Source organism: Caldinitratiruptor microaerophilus, assembly GCF_025999835.1.
GTDB classification, from domain to species: domain Bacteria; phylum Bacillota; class Sulfobacillia; order Symbiobacteriales; family ZC4RG38; genus Caldinitratiruptor; species Caldinitratiruptor microaerophilus.
Genome location: NZ_AP025628.1, coordinates 2,695,871 through 2,717,455 on the forward strand (window position 1 = coordinate 2,695,871; position 21,585 = coordinate 2,717,455).

Consider the following 21,585-nt stretch of genomic DNA (forward strand, 5'->3'; position numbering starts at 1 on the left):
AACCCGGCGGACCTAGAGCGGACGGGCCGCCGCTGCCTCCTCGATGCGCTCCCCCAGGATCGGCAGGAAGCGCGGGTGTTCGCCCACGCCCTCCAGCCCGGCCAGCCAGAAGGCGACGCCGGGAGACCGGCGCGCCCAGTCGGCGGTGATCCGGGCGATCCGCTTGACCAGCACCCCGGTGAAGAGGAAATAGGGCAGCACGACCACCTGGCGGGCGCCCAGGGCCACAGTGCGCCGCAGGGCGGTGTCCAGGTCCGGCACCGTGACGCCGATGAAGCAGAGTTCCACCCAGTCCACGGCGAGCGGGCCACCGCCGGCCCGCAGCGCCTCCCACAGGAGACGCCCGACCTTGTAGAAGTCGGAATTGGCCTCGGGGTCGCTCGACCCCCGCCCCACCAGCACCAGCACGGCGGGCGGGTCTGCGATGGGCTCTGCCGGACGACCGGCGTCCCCGGCCCCCGCCACTGGGCGCGCGGCGGCCAGGTGGTCCAGCAGGATCGGGATGACGGCCGGCTCCACGCCGATCGGCCGCCCGTACCGGAACACCACGCCGGGATGCCGTTCCCTGGCCGCCTCGAGGTGGCCCGGGATCTCCTCCTTGGCGTGCCCGGCGGCAAAGAGGGTCAGGGGCACGGTCACCACTTCCTGACAACCGGCCGCCACCAGGGCGTCGATCCCCTCGGGCACTTCCGGATTGGCCAGCTCGATGAAGGATGGCTGCACCCGCCAGCCGCTCTCCTGGACGCGGGGCAGCCGGGCCGCCCGCTCGACCACCCGGAGGAACTGCGCGTTCCCCTCCGGGTCCCGGCTGCCGTGACCCACGAGCAGCAGCCCACGCTGCTTCACGCGCCACCACCTCCTGGTTGGACACGTGGTTGGACACGTGCCACCGCCACGGTGCAGTTCCCGCTCTTCACCTTCGGTACGACGAGGGGGCCACCCGCGGACAGCACCGCCGCCGGCTCCGCGACCCCCCGTGCCCCGACGTAGCGCATGGGCGCCTCGGACGGGCTGGGCACCTCCACGGAATTGAGCGCCTCCGCGTCGTAGAAATCGATCCGGAGCCCCTGCGCGGCCGCGTAGGCGAGGAGCCCCGGCTCGTCCTGCTTGCGGTCGATGCTCGCCAGGTTGCGCACCGAGAGAGGGCTCAGCCCGGCGCCGGCCAGGACGGCCGCCACCGCCCCGGCGATCTCCTCCGCCGGAGTCCCGCGGTTGCACCCGATGCCCACAACGAGGCTCTGCGGCCGGTACACCACTGCCTTGCCGAGAAGCGATGCATGTTCGGGCCCGAGGACCCGGTCCGTGATCACGAGCGCGGCCGCGTACTCCGGCGCGGCGGCCTCTTCCAGGCTGGCCACCCGGCGGATGTTCTCCGGCAGGGGTCTGTCCGGCGGCCACCAGTCCGGTTCGCCCGCGTCCTGGTACACCGCCACCGGCTCGCCGTTCACCACGGCGGCGCTGGCCGCGGTCACGTTCTCCCAGCCCTCGATCCTCCAGCCGAACTCGTGCCCGAGCAGGTCCACCGCGACGGTCTCCCGCACGTCCGAGGCCGTCGTGACCACCGGGGTGGCGCCGAGGACCCGCGCCACCCGCCGGGCGAGCGCGTTCGCCCCGCCCAGGTGTCCGGAGAGGACGGCGATGGCGAAGGTCCCCCGGTCGTCCACCACCACGACCCCCGGGTCCGTCTTCTTGTCCCGCAGGTGCGGGGCGACCATGCGCACCACCGCCCCCAGCGAGACGAACGCCACGATCCCGTCGTAGCGGCGGAACAGGTCCCCCATCCGCTGGCTGACGGGATCTTCGAAGACCCGGGCGCCCGGCGCCAGGGCGGCGAACTTGGGGGGGACCCAGTGGTCCGCCTCCGGCAGGGCCGCGGCCAGGCGTGCCGCCAGGGCGGTTCCGTGCCGCGTGATGCTGAGGACGGCGACCCGTCCCCTCGAGCGGGGCGCTGGTCCTCCCGCGCCGAGCCCGTCGGGCTTCCCGGCCGCGCGCCGGTACCGGTGGCTGAAGGACGCGTCGTAGAGCCGCGACCGCCCTTCCACCCGGGCGTGGAGCCCGGAACCGAAGACCTCGCCCACCAGGATCAGCGCGTGCGAGCGGATGCGGGCCTCCCGGACCCGCTGGGCGATGTCCGCCAGGGTGCCGCGGACGACCCTCTCCTCCGGCCACGTCACCCGGTACACCACGGCCACCGGAGTGTCATCGGGGTACCCGCCCGCCCGCAGCTCCTCCACCACCCGGTCGATCATCCCCACGCTGAGGAAGAGGCACAGGGTGGTGCGGTGGGCCGCCAGGTCCCGGAGCCGCTCCCCAGGGGGCATGGGGGTGCGCCCCTCCACGCGCGTGAGGATCACGGTCTGGGCCAGCTCCGGCACCGTGAGCTCTGCTCCCAGGGCAGCGGCCGCCGCGAAGACCGAGGACACGCCGGGGACGATCTCGTATGGAATCCCCATCTCGGCCAGGCGGCGGGCCTGCTCGTACACCGCGCCGTACAGGCTCGGGTCCCCCGTGTGCACCCGGGCCACGCTGCCCCCAACCCGGGCTACCCGGACCATGGCCTCCACGATCTCGTCGTGGGTGAGCGAGGCGCTGCCCAGGACCTCCGCCCCCGGCTTCGCCCAGTCGGTGATCGCCGGATTCACCAGCGAGTCCGTGTACAGGATCAGGTCGGCCGACCGGATGATCGCCTCCGCCTTGCGGGTAACGAGGTCCAGGCTGCCGGGGCCGGCCCCGACGAAGTACACCTTGCCGACCGGCACGGGGCTCACTTCCTGACCAGGAGCAGCGAGAGGTACGGCAACCTGCCGCGCCGCGGGAGCGTACGCACGTCGGTGACAACCTCCTCCAGGCCGGGTGCCGTGGCCTTGTGGACCCAGACCGCCCGGTCCGTGAGACCGGTCCGATCCAGCGCAGCCAACACGTGACGGAGGGTCGAGTTGACCTTGAAGAAGACGACGCTGTCGAACCGCTGCAGAAGGTCCCGGGCGTCCTCCTCCCCCTCGAGGTCCGTCACCAGCGCCATGCGCTCGCCACCGGCCCCCAGGGGCATCTGCACGCGGGCCGCGGCCCCGAGGGACGAGGAGACCCCGGGGACGACCTCGATGGGCACTGCCGGGTAACGCTCCCGGATCAGGTCGAGGACGTGCAAGAAGGTGCTGTACAGGAGCGGGTCCCCCTCGGTGATGAACACGCAGTCCTTGCCGGCAGCGACCCGCCCGTGGATCAACGTGGCGTTCCGGTCCCAGCAGGCTGCCAGCTTCTCGGGGTCCCGCGTCATGGGGAACTCCAGCTCGAGGAGCTCCTGCCGCCCCGGGTCGATGAACGGGCGCACGATGCGGAGCGCGTAACCGTCGTCCGACAGGTTCCGCTTGGGGATGCAGATCACCGGCGCAGACCGGAGGAGGCGGTGGGCCTTGAGGGTGAGGAGCTCGGGGTCGCCCGGGCCGACGCCCACGCCGTACAAGGTGCCGTACCCCATCAGGACACCTCCTCGCCCTGCGGCACTTCCCCGGGGGGCGAACCGGAGTCCAGGTCGTATCCGGCCGTGAGGACGTAGACCGGGTCCAGCGCCTCGAACCGGGTGAGGTCCAGGATGGGGCGGGAACGGGCCACCTGCAGGAGGACGACCTCCACCCCCATCCCGAAGCCGCGCAGGCTCACCATGGCCTCGTGCAGGTTCTCCACGGTCGCGGCGTTGACCACGATGCGCCCTCCGGGCAGGAGGCGCCGCGCGGCCACCTCCAGGATGGGCGCCATCGACCCGGCGCTGCCGCCGACGAACACCGCGTGCGGCGCCGGCCAGCCTTCCAGGCCTTCCGGGGCCCGGCCGTGGATCACCCGGACCCGGCCGGCCACGCCGAACCGCTCGACGTTGCGCCGGGCGATGGCCACGTCCTCCTCGTTCTTCTCGATGGTCCACACCTGCCCCCGGGGCGCCAGGCGGGCGGCCTCGATGGAGACCGAACCGGACCCCGTGCCGATGTCCCACACCACCGCATCCGGGGCGATCCGCATCTTGCTGAGGCTCACCACCCGCACCTCCGCCTTCGTGATCAGCCCGCGCCGGGGCTTTCTCTGTTCGAAGGCCCAGTCGGGAATCCCGGTCACCCAGGGTGCGATACCGGTCGCGCTCACTCGGTCTCCTCCTCCCGGACCAGCACCACCACGTTGAGGGGAGGGAACTCCCGTGCCGCCATCGCTTCCAGGCTGCCCTCCCAGACCGACTCGCTCCGCCCCCCGAGGTTGGCACAGACGTAACACCGGTACCCGTGCACCCCCGACGCCAGGAGGGTCCGGGCGATGGCGCGCGGGTTTCGTTCGGGATCGGTCAGGATGGCGACCTTGAGGTGGCGCCGCACCTCGAGGGCGAGGTCTGTGGGGTCCCGCCCGTGCGCGCTCAGCACGGCGGCATCGTCCCAGGGCTCTGCGATCCGGGCGAATGCCAGGGCGACGCTGGTGACGTGAGGGTGGAAGGCCAGGGCGGCCTTCCCGAGCCGCTGCACCAGCAGCCTCCCGATCCCGTAGAAGAGCGGGTCGCCGGACGCCAGGACCGTGACCCGCCGCCCCTCCTCCCGTGCCGCCCGCAGGCGGTCGACCACCGGCCCGAGCGGCGCCTTCAGAGCCAGCCGCTCCTCGCCCACTCCCGGAAACAGGGCCAGGTGGCGCTCCCCTCCGGCCAGCACGTCGGCCTCGCGGACGAGCCGGAGGAGACGGGGCGGAAGGCTCTCCGGGCCGTCGTCCAGCACCCCCACCACGTGGATGGGGTTCACGGTGGGCTCCCTCCTCTCGCCGCGGAAAGCCCCACATCCGGCCCCGGAGCGGGCCACGGGCCGGTCTGGGCCCGCCCGAGGACGGCCGGGCCGTCGAAGTCCGTCATGATCACCTCGATCTCGTAGGCCGCCCGGGCGTGATCCCGGCACGCCTCGCAGGCCAGCTGGCAGAGCCGGTCGAAGAACCCGCTCACCCCGGCCGCCAGGACGATCTCCTGCACGTGCCGGCCCGTGTTCGCCCGGCGGATCTCGTCCACGACGGACGCGGGGGCGCCGCTGCCGGCCGCCACCTCCGCGAGGAACGCCGGATCGACCTGGGAAGCCCGGGCATGCAGGTGCATGGCGCCCTGGGCCACCTTGGCGAGCTTGCCGATCATCCCCACGACGGTGAGGCGGCGGACCTGGGGCCTTCTGGCCGCCGTCTTGAGCGTGAACCCCAGGAACTCCCCCATCTCGATGAAGGCCACCTCCGGCAGGCCGAGGGGCCGGAGGATCTCCATGGCGTACCGCTCGCTGCGCCCGCCGGTGGAGGCCACGAGGTGGGACTGCCCCTGGGCGAGCGCCACGTCCACCGCCTGGGCGATGGACGCCCGGAAGGCCGCAGTGGAGTACGGCACGACGATCCCGGTGGTCCCGAGGATCGAGATGCCGCCCACGATGCCGAGGCGCGGGTTCAGCGTCTTGCGGGCCATCTCCTCCCCCCGGGGCACCGAGATCTCCACCCGCACCCCCCGGGTTTCCCCGGCCTCCGCCAGGGCCGCCTGGACATGCTCGGTGATCATGCGGCGGGGCACGGGGTTGATGGCCGGGCCGCCGATCTCCAGGCCCAGGCCCGGGCGGGTCACGGTACCCACGCCAGGTCCGCCTGCGAGGTGGACACCCGATTCGGGGTGCCACGAGACGGTAGCCACGATCTCCGCGCCGTGGGTGACGTCCGGGTCGTCGCCGGCGTCCTTGATCACCGAGCAGCGCGCCCAGCCCGGCCCGGACTCGGCGGAATGGAGGGCGAACGTGGCCCAGCGGCGGGCGGGAAGCCAGATGGTGACATCCGTCGCGGGGGTGCCCGTGAGCAGGAGGCGCGTCGCCGCCAGCGCCGCGGCCGTGGCGCAGGCGCCGGTCGTGTATCCCGTGCGCATCTGGCCCCGGTCTCGCCCGGATTCGCCCATCCGGGTCACCCCCTCACCCGAGGTAGCCGTGGATCCCCGTCGCCAGCCGCAGGAGGGCGTTGAGGGCCGCCACCGCCAGGGTCGAGCCGCCCCGCCAGCCCGCCACCGTGATGCTGGGCACAGCGTCGCGGCGGCGGAGTTCCTCCTTGGACTCCGCCGCGTTCACGAAGCCCACCGGGGTCCCCACCACGAGGGCGGGGCGGCAGACGCCCGCGTCGACGAGGTCCAGAAGAGCCAGGAGGGCCGTGGGCGCGTTCCCGATGGCCACGACGGCGCCGTCCAGACGCGGTCCCCAGAGGCGCACCGCCGCGATGGCCCGGGTGGTCCCCTCCGCCCGGGCCCGCGCCGCCACGTCGGGGTGGTCCAGCATGCATTCCACCCGCACGCCGAGCCGCTCGCAGTGGCCGGGGCTCACCCCCACGGCGATCATCCGGACGTCGGTGACGATGGGCGCCCCGCTGCGGAGGGCCTCGACCCCGGCCTCGACGGCCCGGGGGTGGATGTGGACGTCCCGGGCGATGGTGGGATCCCCCGCCGCGTGCACCATCCGCACCCGGACCTGCTGCTCCTCCGGTGTGCCCGAAAGGTCGGGGACCAGCCCGCGGATGATCTCGAAGCTGCGGCGCTCGATCTCCTCCGGGGGCAGGCCGTAGCGCTCCACGAGCGTCATCCGCAACCCTCCCCGCCGGTGGCTCTTCGCAACCGGCCGAGGCCCAGCCCCGCGAGCCCGCCTCCGAGGAAGAAGGCCACCAGGACGGCCAGCCCGCGGGCGGTTTCCCACCCCGCAGGCGGGACGGGCGGCACCTCCAGCCACCAGTGCACTTCCCCCAGCGACACCCGGTATCGGGCGCCTTCGGGAAACCGGTAGCGCAGCGTGGAGCCTGACCGCACCGGAGCACTGAGGAGGACGCCGTTCTCGGGGTGGTGGATACCGAGCCACAGCGACTCCCCCCGCGTGCCGGCCCCGCCGGAAGCCGGTGCATCCAGCACGATCACCGATACCTCTCGCGCGGGTGACACGCCGCCCGCAGCGGGCGTGCTGTCAGCCCGCGCGGCTCCGGTCCCCACGGACACGGCAACCAGGAACCCGGCGCTCATCGCGCGCCACCGGGCCCGCGACGGGTTGCCTCCTTCCGCCGCGAGCCCCCGGGGTCGGGGAAGGCGTGCGCTCGTCCACCCGGCGAGCACTCCCAGGGTCCAGACCAGGACGGCCAGGGCAACAGATCCCCAAAAACGGGCCGCCGGCAAGCCCACCCGAACCACCTGGTCCGGAGAGCCGGTGATCACCACCCGGTAGAGGCCGGGATCCCAGAAGTTGATCCGCAGGGAGAGCGGGCCGGGGGCGAGCGGTACCTCCAGCACCTCGCCTGGTGGCAGGTACTGCGCGTGGACCCAGCGGAAAAGCGGCCCCCGGATCTTCTCCACCCGGAGATGCGGGGCAGAACTGGCGGCCACCCGCCCATCGAACCGCGCCGTCTCCCCGGCCCGGTAGGCTCCGGGCCACCCGCCTGCGGCGAACATGGCCAGGCCGCCCACGAGCACCCCGACCCCGGCGGCGAAAAGCCACAGGTGTACCGGCTTTCTTGTCAACGATCGACTGGCCCACACGGTAGGAAAACCTCCCGGGAAGGGGCGTGCGCCGCAGGGACCGGTCAGTGGCAGGTGAAGAACGCCGTGAAGTGCCGGACGGAATGGAGGGCGTCGTGAACGGCCGGGATGGGCGCAGCGAAAAGGACGTAGAGCGCCACGGGAACGCTGAGCCACAGTACCCCCTGGAGCAGCAGGTACCGGGGCCAACCGCCCATGCGAAGATGCCGGACCGCCGTCAGCCCCCGGAGCGAGAGCGAAACCTCGTTCACCGTCTCACCTCCTCGTCGGGCGGGTCGTCCCGACCACAGCGTCAGCCCGGCGCGGCGGAACTGCTACCCCGTGACCGGTCTGGCCGCAGCCCTTTCCCGGTCAAGTCTGACGGCCCGGTACCGGGCCGCCGCCTGCACGAAGCGGCGAGCGGCGTGCGGGTTGGCGACGAAATGCAGGTGCAGGTAGCTCGCCAGAAGCGCCGGGCGGGCGAATCCGTCCTCCTTCCCGTCGACCCGCCTGCCCCGGAAGCGGTAGGCGGGGGGCCAGTCGGGCGGGTGCGGGTCCGTGACGGACCAGTGGAACTCGTGTCCCAGCACCTCATCCCCGGGGCTTCCCAGGAGCGTCTCCTGCAGGAACGTCGCCCGGGCGTACCCGAGCGCGGCAAGCCGCGGCTGCATGCGGGCCGAGACCGGCAGGAGGCCCGCCATCGGCCAGACCTGCCCGTCCGGATCCACGATCGCCCGGGACAGGTACATGAGCCCGCCACACTCGGCGTAGACCGGCATGCCTGCCCGGTGGGCCGCCTGCACGTCGGCGCGCAGCTTGTCGTGGGCGGACAGCTCGGCCCGGTACACCTCCGGAAACCCGCCGCCCAGGTAGAGGGCGTCGGTCCCGGGAGGGATCGACTCGCCGGCCAGGGGGCTGAAAGGAGCCCATTCCACCCCGAGCGCCGCCAGGAGGTCGAGCCCGTCCTCGTAGTAGAAGTGGAAGGCCGCGTCCCGGGCGATGGCGATGCGGCAGCAACCGGGGGCCGGCCGGTCGGGGAAAGGGCCGGCCCCGTCGGGAACCGTCACCGGACCGGCCGCCCGGGCGATGGCCAGCACCCGGTCGAGGTCGACCGTCGCCGCCACCGCGTCCGCCACCCGGTCCAGGTAAGGGGCCATGGCCCGGGGGTCCAGGACCGGCACGAGACCCAGGTGGCGCTCGGGCGCCTGCAGCCCGTCGGCCCGGGGCAGGTAGCCCAGGGCGGGCGGCCCACCGTAGGCGGCCAGGCTTTCCCGCAGGAGTTCGAAGTGGCCCGGGCTGCCGACGCGGTTGAAGACGACCCCGGCGATCCGCACCCCGGGGTCGAAGGTCGCGTATCCCCGGACCATCGCGGCAGCGCTGCGGGCCATGCCGGAGGCGTCGACCACCAGGATCACGGGCGCGTCCAGCCAGCGGGCCACCTCCGCCGTGCTGCCGCTGTCGGTGGCCGGGCCCGCGCTGTCGAAGAGGCCCATGACCCCCTCGATGACCGCCACGTCCGCCGGGCCGGCCGCCCGGGCGAAGAGGGCGCGCACCAGGTCCTCGCCGCACATCCACCCGTCCAGGTTCCGGCTGGGGCGGCCGGTGGCGGCGGTGTGGTAGGTGGGGTCGATGTAGTCCGGTCCGACCTTGAACGGCTGCACCCGGAGCCCGCGCCGACGGAGGGCCCGCATGAGCCCCAGCGCCACGGTGGTCTTGCCGGCTCCGCTCTCCGTACCGGCCACGACAAGGCGTGGCACCCGCATGACCGCCACCTCAGCATTCCCCTTCCGACCCGCCGGCCGGGACCTGGCTCAGGTGAATGGCCCCTGTCGGGCAGGCCTCCGCCGCCCACCAGGCCCGCTCTTCCAGTGACGCAGGAATCCGGGGCCCAAGCCGCAACACGGCGACCCGGTGGAGGATGACCCGGAAGAGGGCTGGCGCCAGCCGCTCGCACAGCCCGCAGGCGACGCAGGCCGCCGGGTCGATCCGCCCGGCGATCATCGCTCATACCCCCGTCGATCCCGGTCGGCCACGGACCCGGGGAATCGAAAAGGCGCCGCGGGATGCGGCGCCTCAGCGCTCTTCGCCCGGTGCCCCGGGCCCATCCGGCCAGGAAGACACCATTTCAGCTCCGTCCCCCATCCCGCGAGGGGACCCGAGCCGGAACCGACCGGGCAGGTCTCCTGGCTTGCGGATCCTCACCCTCCGGCGCCTTCCCATCCAGATCGGACAGTGGCATCTTGCCGGGGACTCCCCGCTCACAGTGGCGCGACCGCGGCGGATTTTCACCGCACTTCCCTTTTCAGCCCGCACCCGGGGCGCGGGCCACCTGGTCGGCTTCGGTATGCGGTTGATCGGCAGTCGGTGACTCGCCCAGAGGATACCATGTGCCCCGCAGGGCTGTCCAGAGCGATCAGGGGTTCGACCTCGCCCCGCAGTGCAGGTCAGGTGGCAACACCGCCTCGCGGCTCCGGATAGACGGGCCACAGCGAGGCCCGTGGCATCTTGCCTCTCTCTGCCGGGTAGCCTACAGTAAGAGTTAAGAACATGAGGCGATGGGGCTCGCCGGAAGTGCTGCCACGCAGCTGATGGCCCCTACCCGGGACTCGGGTAGGGGCCATTTTCCTTGTGTCAGGTACCGCACCACGAGCATGCGCAGGGGGGAAGCGGTCGTGGGAACCCGGGCGGCAGGCAACACACGGCTCACCCGAGTGTGGGAGATCCTGCAGGCCGTTGCGCAAAGGCTGGGAGACCCGGCGGTCAGCGACGCGGTTGCCCGCGCCGGTCGAAAACTGACGGGGAAAGAGTTCAACCTCGTCGTGCTCGGCCAGTTCAAGCGAGGCAAGTCGACCCTGGTCAACGCCCTCGTCGGCGAGCCGCTGCTTCCGACCGCGGTCGTGCCCCTCACCTCCGCCGTGACGATCCTGCGGTCCGGCCCGAAGCCGGAGATGACCGTCCACTTCCTCGACGGGCGCCAGGTACCAGCGCCTGTTCAGGATCTGCCGCTGTACGTGACCGAGAGAGAAAACCCGCGCAACGTCCGCGGGGTGGGTGCAGTGGAAATCCGTCACCCTTCCCCCTTGCTCGCAGAAGGGGTGCGGCTGGTGGATACCCCGGGTGTGGGTTCCGTGTACGAGCACAACACCCGCACCACGCTTCAGTTCCTTCCCGATGCCGACGCGGCCATCTTCGTCCTTTCCGTTGAGCCGCCGCTCACGGCCGCCGAAAGGGAGTTCCTCGACGAGGCACGGCAGTACGCGGGGAAGTTCCTCTTCGTCCTGAACAAGATCGACGCCCTTTCGCCGGCGGAAACGGCTGAGAGCCTGGCTTTCACCCGGAGCGTCCTCGAGGAGGCGACCCGGCAGGATTCCGTCCGCCTGTTCGCACTGTCGGCCAGACAGGCCCTGGAGGCACGGATGGCCGGCGACGCGGACGGGTTGGAGCGAAGCGGGCTCCTCGATCTGGAGAGGGAAATCCGCCGCCTGGTGGTTGCCGATCGCGAAACGGTCCTCGGGGAATCCGCGCGCCTGGCCCTGGAGCGGGCACTGCTGTCCCTCACCACGGCGCTGACCCTCGAGCAGCAGGCTCTGCGGGTGTCCGCGGAGGAGATCCGGCAGCGCCGCGATCGACTGGAAAGATACCTGGCTTCTGCACGCAGCGAGGCGGAGGACCTGGAGCCCCTGATGCGGAGCGGGCTCGCCCGAATCGTGCAGGAAGCCGACGGGCGACTCCGTCTCTTCCGCCAGAGCCTCGAACCCGACCTTCACGAACGGGCACTGCGGCGGCTGAACGCCACGACCGGAGGGGCCGCCGAACTCGTGCGCGACCTGGAGAAGTTCCTCGCCGAAAACATCCCCGCTGCGTTCGACCGGTGGATCGCCGAGGAGAACCGGCGGCTCGAAGCAGCCGTTCGCGCCATGGCGCGGCGGCTCAGCGAGCGGGCGGCTGCGGTGGTGGAAGGGTTCATCGAGCTGGCCGGCACGCTGTTCGCCGTGGAGTTGCCGCCACCCCAGCCGGATCCGAACCTGGTCGACGACGTGCGCCTGACCTACCGGATCGGCGAGGACGAGGGGTTCCTCATGCCGCGCTCCGACCGGCTGGTTGCCCTGTTACCGCGCCCCCTGGCGCTGCGGGTGCTGACGAGCGGTCTCCGCCGGCGGATCGCCGAACAGGTGGACCTCAACGCCGGCCGGGTTCGGGAGAACCTCGTCGAGCGCCTCGACCAGACCGCCAGGCAGGTGCGGTCCGGTCTCGATGCCTACCTTGAGGCGGCTGCCCTGGGCATCCGGGAAGCACTGACCCGGGCGGAACGGCTGCAGGAGGAGCGCGGGCCTGCCCTGGAGAGACGGCGCCAGGAGGTGGCCGACGACCTGGCCAGCCTCGCTGAGGCCCGTCGCCTCCTCGAGGAAGGCGGCCGCGCGCCGGTGGAGCGGACGGGTTGAAGAAGCGGGGTGGGAGGCGCCGTGACCGACACGCTCGCCGAGTGGGAACTCCGCCAGGCATTCCGACACCCAGGATGTCCCATCTGCACCGTGATCCAGAACAACACGGAGCGCTTTTATCGCTGGTTCATCTTGGAAACCTACGGCCAGCTGCCGATGTTGGAAACGCTGAGTCGGGGCGGCTTCTGCCCGATCCACGGCTGGGAGGTTGCCGTGAGGGCCGGGCAGCGGATCAGCTTCACCTACGAGTTTGTGGTTCAGGACCGCGCCGCCCGGCTCCGATCGGCGTTGACTTCCGCGCGGGCGTACGCGTGGTGGCCCGTTTCCGTCCTACGGGCGGCGGCCCTGGGGCGTCGTCTGACCGGCTGGATGGCCCGGAGACGCCGCGAACGGCTTGCTCGCGCGATCCGCCTTTCTCTGGCGCCCTCTCAGCCATGCCCGGTGTGCGATCAGGTGAAAGGCGACGAACGATACGCCTATCGGGTCCTCGCCCGCCTTCTCGAGCACGACGAAGAACGAGCGGCTTACCAAGCGTCGGCAGGCCTTTGCTGGCACCACCTCACGGGCGCGCTCCCCGTGGCCACCCCGACGGTGGCCACGTTTCTTGCCGAGGATGGCCTACGGCGTCTCGAGGCGCTCGGGCAGGACTTTCGGGAGTACTTTCGGAAACTGGATTACCGCTTCGCATCTGAGCCCCGGGGTGCCGAACAGCGCGCCTGGCTCCAGGCGGCACGGTATCTCGCTCCGATGGGACACCTTCCCGCGTGCCTGTCCGAAGCCCTGGATCCGAATTCTCCGCTCGGGCCGCTGCTGCGCGAGCGTACGCGGGACCTGGCGGCCAGCACGTGAGGAGGGACCCGGTCGTGGTTCGGTACTGTTTGAACTGCTGGTACCCGAACCCGGCCGTACGGGAAAGGGCGGCGGACCTCCTTCGCCTGCGGGCCTGCCTCGACGGCAACAGCGGCAGTCCCGGCCCACTCAGACCCGGCGATGCCTCGCGGTGAGTTCCCTCTGCAGGAGCAGGAGAAGAGGCACCGCGACGGCTTGTGCCAGCACCGAGAACAGGATCACGAGAGCGGTGGATCGGTTGTAGAGGAAGCCCATCGCAGCGCTGCCCACGAACCACGCGACGCCGAAAGCGGTGTTGAAGAGTCCATAGGCCCTCCCGCGCACCGCAGGGGGCGCCAGGTCGGCGACCGCGGCCCTCATGATCGTTTCCTGGACACCGAGCACCGCGCCCCAGACCACGACGCCCGCCCAGGCCGCGACGGCGGAACTGCCGAAGGCCAGGACGGTGGCCGGAACGATGCCGAGGGGGAGGGCAAACAGTGCGCCGACGCCCAAGCGATCATAGAGCTTGCCTGCCACCACGGCGGCCAGGGCGTCGACTGCCATGGCCACGGCGAAGGCCAACGGAATGACCGGGTCGGGCAGAAGCCCGCGGGCTTTCAGGTGGAACGAGATCAACTGAAAGTGGGCAAAACCGAGCACGGCCGTGGACGCAAAGAAGACGTAGAGCCAGAAGTCACGGCCGAGGCGTGGCAAAGTCGCTGCGCCCGGCCCCTCAAGCTTTGGTTCCGTCCGGTTCCCACCCCGATCGGACGGACTTCCGTCCGGAACTGGGCCTCTCTGCTCACCCGGCCCTTCAAACGCTTCCGGAGCCGGGAACTGAACCCATGCCGCTGCCAGGGTCGCCAAGGCGAGCAGGGCGGGGATGAGCAACACGGCGAAGCCGCGGCGGTACCCTTCGCCGGCGAAGAGGACACTGGCCACCAGAAGGGGGCCCACAACCGCGCCGATCTGGTCCAGGAGCTCGTGCAGCCCGAAGCCAAGCCCTCGCCCGACCGCACGGGTGGCAAAGGAGAGCATGACGTCCCGGGACGGTGTGCGAACGGCCTTGCCCATCCGCTCGAGGAGGACGAGTCCGGCGGCCACTTCCCACCGCCCCGCCAGGGCGAGCAGGGGAACCGCGAGCAGGTTCGTGACGTACCCGAGGGCAGTGAGAAGCCAGTACTGCCGCAACCGGTCGGTCAGATAACCCGACGCGAGCCGGATGGCATATCCGAGGAACTCCCCGAGCCCGGCAACCACCCCCACCACGCTGGCGCTGGCGCCGAGCGACAGCAGGAACGGCCCGGTGGCGCTGCGCGCCCCTTCATAGGTCATGTCAGCAAAAAGGCTGACAATGCCGAGGAGCACGACGAAGCGCATCGCCTGAGCGCGGCGGGCGGTGGCAGACCCACCGAGTGCCGGACCTTCACGTGTGGACTGCATCCGCGTGACCTCCACCGAAAAGGTGCTGCCTCAGTCCGGCTCTTGCCCTGGCCGGACCCAGCGTGACCGGTCGCTTGGTCACCTCGCTCATGGCGCGCAGACCTTGTGGCAGCCTTGCAGCTATGTTCGCCGCCCGAACCGGACTCCACGCAACCCTCCACGGTGGTCGCGCGGTTTCGGCAGGGAATCCGCCACCCGGGTCCGGAAACCCGGAAATCGGGGGGTGCCCGCTGCGTTAGACAGGACGCCGGTGAAACCACTACCGGCTACGAACGCGGCCGGTCGTGGAGCAGGGCAAACACCCCGGTGGCCACAAACCACACAACGATGCCGCCGACCCAGGCGGCAGCCGTACTCCGTATCCCCAACCTTGGAATCAGAAGACCGGCCATGGCGATCGTCCCTGTAGTAATCGCCCACAAGGTGAGAAACCGGGGCCAGCTGAGCCGCCGCATCGCGTTCCCCTCCACTGGCGCCGGGCGGTTGGACAACTGCTGCGTGCAACGCTTCACGCGGTAAGCCCAGCGTCCTACCGTGCGCACACGGCCGCCGCAAGCGCCGGGACCAAGATGCCCCAGTTCCATGGACCCGCCCCCTCAGACGACACTGTTGCACCTCCCCCTCCTGGATCGGGACCACCGCGGGATCCCACGGTCCCTCGGAACAAAAAACCGATAGCCCCTACCCTTCACCGGAAAGGGTAGGAGCTATCAGCTGCGCAGGCAGCGGTTCCGGCGAGCTCCATCGCCTGCCGTGATTCTACCACAAACCTCACCGCCGATGAAAGCACAGAACGTGGCAAGAGCAGAGCAGGGAATGACGCCGGTCCGGAGGAAAGAGGCGATGGAGGGCCGTAACGGTTTCCTGTGGAGCTCCGCCGCCATGGTCATGACCTGAGCCCCGGCACGTTGTACCCTGCCCTCCACACCATGGAGCAGGCCGGGTACTTGCGGCGGGAGCAACGCGGGACCATCGTGGAGGTGTGCCGCCGTGACCCGGGAGCCAGCCGAACCATCGGGGATTGCCGCGCCCGTCCGCTATCGGGACCTGAGCCCGGCGGCAAAGCGAGAACGGTTGCGGGAACTGGCGCTTCTGTTCCTGAAACTGGGGACTATCTCCTTCGGCGGCCCCGCCGCCCACATCGCGATGATGAACGAGGAGGTGGTGAAACGCCGCCAGTGGGTGGATCAGCAAACGTTTCTCGACCTCCTGGGAGCCACCAACCTCATCCCGGGTCCGAACTCAACCGAACTCGCCATCCACATCGGCTACGAGCGGGCCGGATGGCGAGGGCTGATCGTCGCCGGGGCGTGCTTCATCCTGCCGGCCATGCTCGCCGTTTGGACGCTGGCGGCGGTGTACGCCAGGTACCGGACCGTGCCCGAAATCGGTTGGCTGCTCTACGGGGTCAAGCCGGTGATCATCGCGATCGTACTGCAGGCCCTCTGGGGTCTGGGAAAGTCCGCTATCAAGAACGTGCCGACGGGCGTGGCCGCCGTCCTCGTGATCTCTCTTTCGCTCGTGGGTCTGCACGAAATCCTCCTGCTGTTCCTGGCCGGTCTCGCCGTGATGGTCGTGACCAGCTGGCGGGCCATCGTAACCCGCACCGGGGTCGGATCGTGGGTCATCCCCATACCGGGTCTGCTCACGCAGGCCGCCATCGCACCGTTGGCGGCCTACGACCCGACGCTGCCCAGGGTCTTCGGGTTCTTTCTGAAGATCGGATCCATCCTTTACGGGAGCGGGTACGTGCTCCTGGCGTTCCTTCAGAAAGACCTGGTCGACCGCTGGCACTGGCTCAGCTCTCAGGAGTTGCTCGATGCCGTGGCGATCGGTCAGTTCACCCCCGGCCCGGTCTTCACCACGGCGACGTTCATCGGGTACTTGCTGGCAGGGAACGCGGGCGCCATCGTCGCTACCCTCGGGATCTTCCTGCCATCCTTCGTCTTTGTCGCGGCCATCAATCCCTGGGTCCCGAAGCTCCGCCGCTCACCCTGGGCGGCCGGGTTTCTCGACGGCATCAACGCCGCTTCCCTGGCGCTCATGGCGGTCGTCACCTGGACACTCGCACGAGCGGCACTGATCGATCCGTTGACGGTGGCCATCGCGCTCGTCAGCCTCGTGGCGCTGTTCCGTTTCAGGGTGAACTCGGCCTGGTTGATCCTGGCCGGCGGCGCCCTCGGCGCGCTGTCCCGCGCCCTGCTGTGACATCATCCAGTCCGGAGGCTGTTTCGCGCCGCATGCGCTCTTGCCGGACCTCCTGCCGTTCCCGCTGAAGTTCGAGGGCTTGACCGTACAGGGGCCGCCCACACGGGCGGCCTTCGTTACCCGCGTCGGTCGGTGACCGAGAAGAATGTGGCTCTCGCTGCCGGGATCGACCGGATCGCGGTCAATCGAATCGACGACGGGGTCCGCGTCGTCTGGAGCGCACTGCCGGAGTAGCTCCGACCGTTGACCCCTGCCTCCCGCGGACGGTCACTTGCAAGAGAAAGATCGGGTCTGCCGTGTTGGAGAACGACAGCATGCGTTCACCCTCGACCCGGGTGCACATGCCGCTCCGGCGGAACTTCGCGGTGATCACGGCGTCCATGGGGTACCCCGCCGCCAGCCCCATGGACAGGACGAAGGCCCCTTCGCCGGGCACGTTGAAAAGCGGACGCATCAGGGGCTCGAACAGCACGCCGATGAAGTGCACCACGCCCAGGCCCAGCAGGATCTCCGACAGGATGAAGAACGGCAGAAGGGACGGGAACACGATCTCGAAGAAGATCCGCATTCCGTCCCGGGCTGCACGGAAGCCTTCTTCGGGGTAGATCGCCAGGATGAGAGTGAGCGTCGCCGCTGCGGCCGCCAACACCAGGGGTGGTAGCCGCTTCATCCACCGCCCTCCTCCCGCTGCACGTGCCGTCGTGCATGTATACGGGCGGGCAGCCGGAGGTCAGTACAACCGGGACTCCGGAGTAACCGGGGCGCGCGGCGCGGAAACGCATCTTTTGACTGAATATGAGAAGGTGATCACGATCACATATGCCCGGGTGGCAGGGCACTACCATCGAAGCGAAAGCCCAAGGGGGGATCGACCATGCAGACCGAACGCGGCCGGCCGGTATCCATGCCCCGCTCGGGCCCCTGGAAGCGGGCTCTCGTCGCAACGCTCGTGCTCGCCCTCGGGATCCTGGCGGCCGGCGGACTTCTGACCAGCAGGGGTAAGCCGCCCATCCCGCAGGTGGCCGTCGGCCCGGACGGCAGGACGGTGTTCACCGTGGCGGACGTCCGCGCAGGGCAGGCCGTCTTCCAGCGTTACGGCCTCATGGACTACGGCTCGATCCTGGGTAACGGCGCCTACCTCGGCCCAGACTTCACGTCGAGGGCCGTAGAGGCCATGGTGGCCGCCGAGCGCGAGGCCATCGCACGGGAACAGACCGGTCGCTCCTACGCCGACCTCGACGAGGCCGGCCGGGCCCAGGTCGACGGTCTGGTCCGGACCAGCCTGAAGGCCAACCGGTACGACCCGCAGACCGGAACGCTCACCCTCACCGCGGGCCAGGTCGCCAGCCTCGACCGGATCCGGACCGACCTCCGGGAGACCCTCCGGCTGGCCGCCGGCGGCGACCGGCTCAGCCCGCAGGAACTCGACCAGCTGGCGCGATTCACCTTCTGGACGGCCTGGGCGTCCACTGCCACCCGCCCCGGGAGCACCTATTCGTACACGAACAACTGGCCTTACGCGCCGGCGGCGGGCAACGAGGTCACGTTCGGGTCGGTCTGGACCAGCGCGGTGAGTGTGGTCCTGCTGCTCCTCGCCCTCGCCGTGATCCTTTTCGTCTACCGCCACTATGGGCTCGAGATGGAGCCCGACGGCGACCCGCGGCATGTGCGCGTGCCGGACGCGCCGCCCACGCCAACCCAGCGGATGGCGCTCTGGTTCCTCGCCGTCGCGGCCGGGCTGTTCCTCGTCCAGACCCTGCTGGGCGGGTACATGGCCCACAGCTACGTGGAGCCCACGTTCTTCGGGATCGACCTGCGGGCTCTCCTGCCCTTCCAGGTTGCCCGCAGCTGGCACCTGCAGCTGGCCGTCTTCTGGATCGCCACCGCCTGGATGGCCGCCGGCCTCTACCTGGCGCCCCTCCTCTCCGGTGAGGAGTCGCCCGGACAGGGGACCCTGACCCGGGTGCTGTTCGGCGCCCTGATCGTCGTGGCCGTGGGCAGCCTCCTGGGCGAATGGCTCGGCGTGCAGGGGCGGCTCGGCCGGCTGTGGTGGTACCTCGGCCACCAGGGCTGGGAGTACCTCGAGCTCGGCCGGATCTGGCAGGTACTGCTCCTGCTCGGGCTGGGGCTGTGGCTCGTGATCGTCGGCCGGGGCCTGCGGGCGGCGCTCCGCCGCGAGGGCGACCGGGGCGGCCTGAGCCACCTCCTCCTCTACAGCGCCGCGGCGATCCCGCTCTTCTACGCCACGAGCCTCATGATCGGCTCGGGGACGCACATCACGATCGCCGACTACTGGCGCTGGTGGATGATCCACCTCTGGGTCGAGGGGATCTTCGAGGTCTTCACGGTCGTGGTGGTGGCGCACCTCCTCACGGCCCTCGGCCTGGTCCGCAAGGCCTCGGTCCTGCGCGCGGTGTACTTCCAGCTGATCCTTCTCCTGGGCAGCGGGATCGTCGGCACGGGGCACCACTACTACTGGACCGGCACCCCGGAGATCTGGCTGGCGCTGGGCGCTGTCTTCTCGGCCCTCGAGGTGATCCCGCTCACCCTGCTCCTCCTGGAGGCGTACGAGCAGTACCGGATCATCCGACAGGGCGGCACGCAGTTCCCGTACCGCGGCACCTTCCTCTTCCTCGTCGCCACGGCGGTCTGGAACCTGGTCGGCGCCGGCGGCCTGGGCTTCCTCATCAACCTGCCGGTCGTGAACTACTTCCAGCACGGCACGTTCCTGACCCCGGCGCACGGCCACGCCGCGCTCGCCGGCGTGTACGGGATGCTGGCCATCGCCCTGCTGCTCTTCGTCCTGCGGGGCGTCGCCCGCCCCGAGGCGTGGAGCGAGCGGCTCGTGACCCTCTCGTTCTGGAGCCTACAGGCCGGCCTCGCCGGGATGACGTTCCTGACGCTGGTACCGGTCGGGCTGCTCCAGCTCGGGCGGGCCGTGGCCGCCGGCTACGACGCCTCCCGGAGCCTGGCGTTCTACCAGGAGCCCCTCGTGCGGGCCCTCCTCTGGCTCCGCATCGTACCCGACTCCGTCTTCATCGCCCTGGGCGTGGTGCCGCTCCTCATCCTCACCCTCCGGGGGGCGATGCGGCCGAGGGCCACGGCCGCGGCGGCACCCGAGCCCCAGCGCCGCCGGTCGCCCGGCCGCGAGCCGGCCTGGACGGCGCACGACTGAGTGGCCGGCTGGCGGAGAGCCGGGGGACCTGTGCCCCCGGCTCTCCTCATCCCGCCGCCTGGCTGGCCAGCACGAGGTCCTCTGCGGCGATCCGCTCGAGCTCCGCGCAGCACGGGAAAGCGCCGGTCTTGGCCACCCGGCCGTTCACCAGCACGACCGGGAGCACCGCGCCGCCGCGCTCCCGCAGGAGGGCGGCGATGGCCGGAAAGCGTGCGCAGGTCTCCGGGTCCTTGCCCGTCACGTGCCACCGGACCCGGACACGTCCCGCGTTCTCGCGGTGCAGACGGCCCAGCTCCTGCAGCCAGACGACCAGGTCGGCGTCCGGGCACGGGCCCTCGGTTGCGGCGCGCTCCGGCAGGGTCACGTCGAAGATGTCGATGTGGAGGTGGCCGTCCACGATCCCGCCTCCCTTCTGCAGTTCCAACATTCCGACGTGTTCATGGTACCCGCACGGCGCATAGACTCACCAGACTCAAAGGAGGTGGTCCCCGGGGCTACCGGAGTGGACCCATCGGCCTCACGGCCCGCCAGTTCAACGCCATCACCTACGAACTGAAGGGCAAGGTCCGGGCCGCGGAGGAGTGGCGGCAGCAGCGGACACGCACCTTGCAAGGCCAGATCGAGGCCACGGAGAAGGCCATTCGCAAGCTGCAGCGGGAGGATGCGGCCCTGGCCAAGGGGAGCGGGCACGCGCGTCCGCTGCAGCCCCACGAGCGGGCCGGGCGGCGGCAGCGGGTCCGCTTCCGCCTGCACCAGAAGAAGCGCCGGCTCGGTTCTCTCCGGGACCGGCTAAAGGCTCTGGAAGCGGCGAAGGGTCCCCCGTCCCTCTGCTTCGGCTCCCGGCGGCTCTTTCGTGCCCAGTTCCACCTGGAGGAGAACGGTTTCGCCAACCACGAGGAGTGGCTTCAGGCCTGGCGGGAGGCCCGCAGCGACTCGTTCTTCTGCCTCGGGTCGAAGCACGAGACCGGCGGCAACCAGACCTGCACCCTCCTACCGGGCGGCACCCTGCGGCTACGGGTCCCGAACGCCCTGGCCGGCGAGTACGGCACCCACGTGCTGATCCGGGGCGTTCGTTTCGCCTACGGCCAGGACGTGCTGGGCGCCGCCCTGGCGGCCGGGCAGGCCATCTCGTACCGGTTCGTGCGCAACGACGGTACCTGGTACCTCTACGCCACCACGGAGCGGATGCCTGCACCGGTGGTGACGCGCCGGCAGGCGGGGGGCGTCGGGGTGGACCTGAACCCGGGCCTGGTGGCGGTGGCGGAGATCGACCGCTCCGGCAACCCGGTGGGGACCCGGCACATCCCGGTGCCGATCCAGGGCCGGCGCAAGGAGCAGGTCCTGGCCACCCTGGGAGAGGCTGTGGCGGACGTGGTGGCCTGGGCGAAGGCCGCCGGAAAGCCCGTGGTGGTGGAGCGCCTGGACTTCCGGGCGAAGAAGGCCCGGCTGCGGGAGGTCTCCGACCGGCACGCCCGGAAGCTGTCGCACTTCGCCTACGCCTCTTTCCACGCCCTGCTCATCGCCCGTGCGGAACGGGAAGGCGTGGAAGTGATCACCGTCAACCCAGCGTTCACCAGCGTGATCGGGAAGTTCATGGCCCGGTACGGGCTGTCGCCGCACGCTGCGGCGGCGGTGGCGATCGCCCGGCGGGGCCTGAGGTTTGGGGAGCGGCTCCGGTCCGGAAACGCCCGTCCGCTACCTGCAAGGAATCGCGGGCGGCACGCCTGGGGCGACTGGCGCCGGATTCTCCCCGGCGTGCGTGGGCGGAAGCTGACGCACGCTTTATACGAGTGTCCCTCCGAGGGAGGCCCAGGCAGGGGGGTACCCCTATCCGCTCCGGCACCGGCGGGTGCAGGCTCGCACGGCCCGGAGCGGGATGGTCTGGCTTGGGTCCCGGGGTGCGATCCCCCGGCGCGAATCGTCGGGAGCACCGTTCGCCCGGCGTCGTAAGCTGAGGTTTACTT

At 70.7% G+C, this 21,585-nt stretch carries 19 protein-coding genes and 3 riboswitches; of the genes, 5 read left to right on the forward strand and 14 right to left on the reverse strand.

Annotated features, from left to right (window positions below; genetic code table 11):
• Positions 1-12: 12 nt before the first annotated feature.
• The 11 genes from caldi_RS13100 to caldi_RS13155 form a co-directional block, all read right to left on the reverse strand.
• Entirely contained in the window at positions 13-846 is an 834-nt protein-coding gene (locus caldi_RS13100; protein ID WP_264842195.1) for a sirohydrochlorin chelatase, read from the reverse strand.
• On the reverse strand, positions 843-2,759 hold the full coding sequence (cobM, locus tag caldi_RS17670) for a precorrin-4 C(11)-methyltransferase (RefSeq protein ID WP_319951760.1): 1,917 nt from the start codon (positions 2,757-2,759) through the stop codon (positions 843-845). Before cobM ends, caldi_RS13100 begins: the two co-directional genes overlap by 4 nt.
• 5 nt (positions 2,760-2,764) lie before the next feature.
• Positions 2,765-3,478: a precorrin-2 C(20)-methyltransferase gene (gene cobI / locus caldi_RS13115; RefSeq protein ID WP_264842196.1), complete on the reverse strand. Its 714-nt coding sequence runs from the start codon at positions 3,476-3,478 to the stop codon at positions 2,765-2,767.
• Complete coding sequence (cbiT, locus tag caldi_RS13120) at positions 3,478-4,134, reverse strand: precorrin-6Y C5,15-methyltransferase (decarboxylating) subunit CbiT (protein WP_264842197.1); 657 nt, start codon at positions 4,132-4,134, stop codon at positions 3,478-3,480. Before cbiT ends, cobI begins: the two co-directional genes overlap by 1 nt.
• Positions 4,131-4,769, reverse strand: a complete 639-nt coding sequence (gene cbiE / locus caldi_RS13125) for a precorrin-6y C5,15-methyltransferase (decarboxylating) subunit CbiE (RefSeq protein WP_264842198.1) — start codon at positions 4,767-4,769, stop codon at positions 4,131-4,133. Before cbiE ends, cbiT begins: the two co-directional genes overlap by 4 nt.
• Positions 4,766-5,935: a cobalt-precorrin-5B (C(1))-methyltransferase gene (locus caldi_RS13130; RefSeq protein WP_264842199.1), complete on the reverse strand. Its 1,170-nt coding sequence runs from the start codon at positions 5,933-5,935 to the stop codon at positions 4,766-4,768. The genes cbiE and caldi_RS13130 overlap by 4 nt, the downstream gene beginning before the upstream one ends.
• A gap of 13 nt (positions 5,936-5,948) precedes the next feature.
• Positions 5,949-6,605, reverse strand: a complete 657-nt coding sequence (locus caldi_RS13135; RefSeq protein ID WP_264842200.1) for a precorrin-8X methylmutase — start codon at positions 6,603-6,605, stop codon at positions 5,949-5,951.
• Positions 6,602-7,543, reverse strand: coding sequence for a hypothetical protein (locus caldi_RS13140; RefSeq protein ID WP_264842201.1), 942 nt, complete (start codon positions 7,541-7,543; stop codon positions 6,602-6,604). Before caldi_RS13140 ends, caldi_RS13135 begins: the two co-directional genes overlap by 4 nt.
• 44 nt (positions 7,544-7,587) lie before the next feature.
• Positions 7,588-7,794, reverse strand: a complete 207-nt coding sequence (locus caldi_RS13145) for a CbtB-domain containing protein (protein ID WP_264842202.1) — start codon at positions 7,792-7,794, stop codon at positions 7,588-7,590.
• Positions 7,795-7,857: 63 nt separating this feature from the next.
• A complete protein-coding gene (locus caldi_RS13150; RefSeq protein WP_264844808.1) occupies positions 7,858-9,285 on the reverse strand; it encodes a cobyrinate a,c-diamide synthase in 1,428 nt (475 codons plus the stop codon).
• 10 nt (positions 9,286-9,295) lie between these two features.
• A complete protein-coding gene (locus caldi_RS13155) occupies positions 9,296-9,523 on the reverse strand; it encodes a ferredoxin (RefSeq protein WP_264842203.1) in 228 nt (75 codons plus the stop codon).
• Between the two features lie 155 nt (positions 9,524-9,678).
• Positions 9,679-9,870, reverse strand: a riboswitch (cobalamin riboswitch).
• Between the two features lie 194 nt (positions 9,871-10,064).
• Positions 10,065-10,127: riboswitch (Fluoride riboswitch) on the forward strand.
• Positions 10,128-10,194: 67 nt separating this feature from the next.
• On the opposite strand from caldi_RS13155, the gene caldi_RS13160 reads away from it, so the two are divergent.
• Together caldi_RS13160 and caldi_RS13165 are read left to right on the forward strand one after the other, a co-directional pair.
• The gene (locus caldi_RS13160; protein WP_264842204.1) at positions 10,195-11,964 is read left to right on the forward strand and encodes a dynamin family protein; all 1,770 of its coding nucleotides are present in this window, start codon (positions 10,195-10,197) and stop codon (positions 11,962-11,964) included.
• A 21-nt stretch (positions 11,965-11,985) separates the two neighbouring features.
• Positions 11,986-12,813 (forward strand): DUF6062 family protein, encoded by an 828-nt coding sequence (locus caldi_RS13165; protein WP_264842205.1) that lies wholly within the window; start codon positions 11,986-11,988, stop codon positions 12,811-12,813.
• 129 nt (positions 12,814-12,942) lie between these two features.
• On the opposite strand, the gene caldi_RS13170 is transcribed toward caldi_RS13165, so the two are convergent.
• Positions 12,943-14,253, reverse strand: a complete 1,311-nt coding sequence (locus caldi_RS13170; protein ID WP_264842206.1) for an MFS transporter — start codon at positions 14,251-14,253, stop codon at positions 12,943-12,945.
• Between the two features lie 679 nt (positions 14,254-14,932).
• A riboswitch (Fluoride riboswitch) is annotated at positions 14,933-14,996 on the reverse strand.
• Between the two features lie 232 nt (positions 14,997-15,228).
• On the opposite strand from caldi_RS13170, the gene chrA reads away from it, so the two are divergent.
• On the forward strand, positions 15,229-16,446 hold the full coding sequence (gene chrA, locus caldi_RS13175) for a chromate efflux transporter (RefSeq protein WP_264842207.1): 1,218 nt from the start codon (positions 15,229-15,231) through the stop codon (positions 16,444-16,446).
• 181 nt (positions 16,447-16,627) lie between these two features.
• Here chrA and caldi_RS13180 read toward each other — a convergent pair whose 3' ends face one another.
• Positions 16,628-17,116 carry a nucleoside recognition domain-containing protein gene (locus caldi_RS13180; protein WP_264842208.1) on the reverse strand — a complete coding sequence of 163 codons (489 nt, stop codon included), beginning with the start codon at positions 17,114-17,116 and terminating at the stop codon, positions 16,628-16,630.
• Positions 17,117-17,320: 204 nt separating this feature from the next.
• Between caldi_RS13180 and caldi_RS13185 the strand changes: the two genes are divergently transcribed.
• Positions 17,321-19,621 (forward strand): nitric-oxide reductase large subunit, encoded by a 2,301-nt coding sequence (locus tag caldi_RS13185; RefSeq protein WP_264842209.1) that lies wholly within the window; start codon positions 17,321-17,323, stop codon positions 19,619-19,621.
• A gap of 46 nt (positions 19,622-19,667) precedes the next feature.
• On the opposite strand, the gene caldi_RS13190 is transcribed toward caldi_RS13185, so the two are convergent.
• Positions 19,668-20,018, reverse strand: a complete 351-nt coding sequence (locus tag caldi_RS13190; RefSeq protein ID WP_264842210.1) for an arsenic metallochaperone ArsD family protein — start codon at positions 20,016-20,018, stop codon at positions 19,668-19,670.
• A 209-nt stretch (positions 20,019-20,227) separates the two neighbouring features.
• On the opposite strand from caldi_RS13190, the gene caldi_RS13195 reads away from it, so the two are divergent.
• Positions 20,228-21,571 carry an IS200/IS605 family accessory protein TnpB-related protein gene (locus caldi_RS13195; protein ID WP_264842211.1) on the forward strand — a complete coding sequence of 448 codons (1,344 nt, stop codon included), beginning with the start codon at positions 20,228-20,230 and terminating at the stop codon, positions 21,569-21,571.
• The last annotated feature ends 14 nt before the right edge of the window (positions 21,572-21,585 follow it).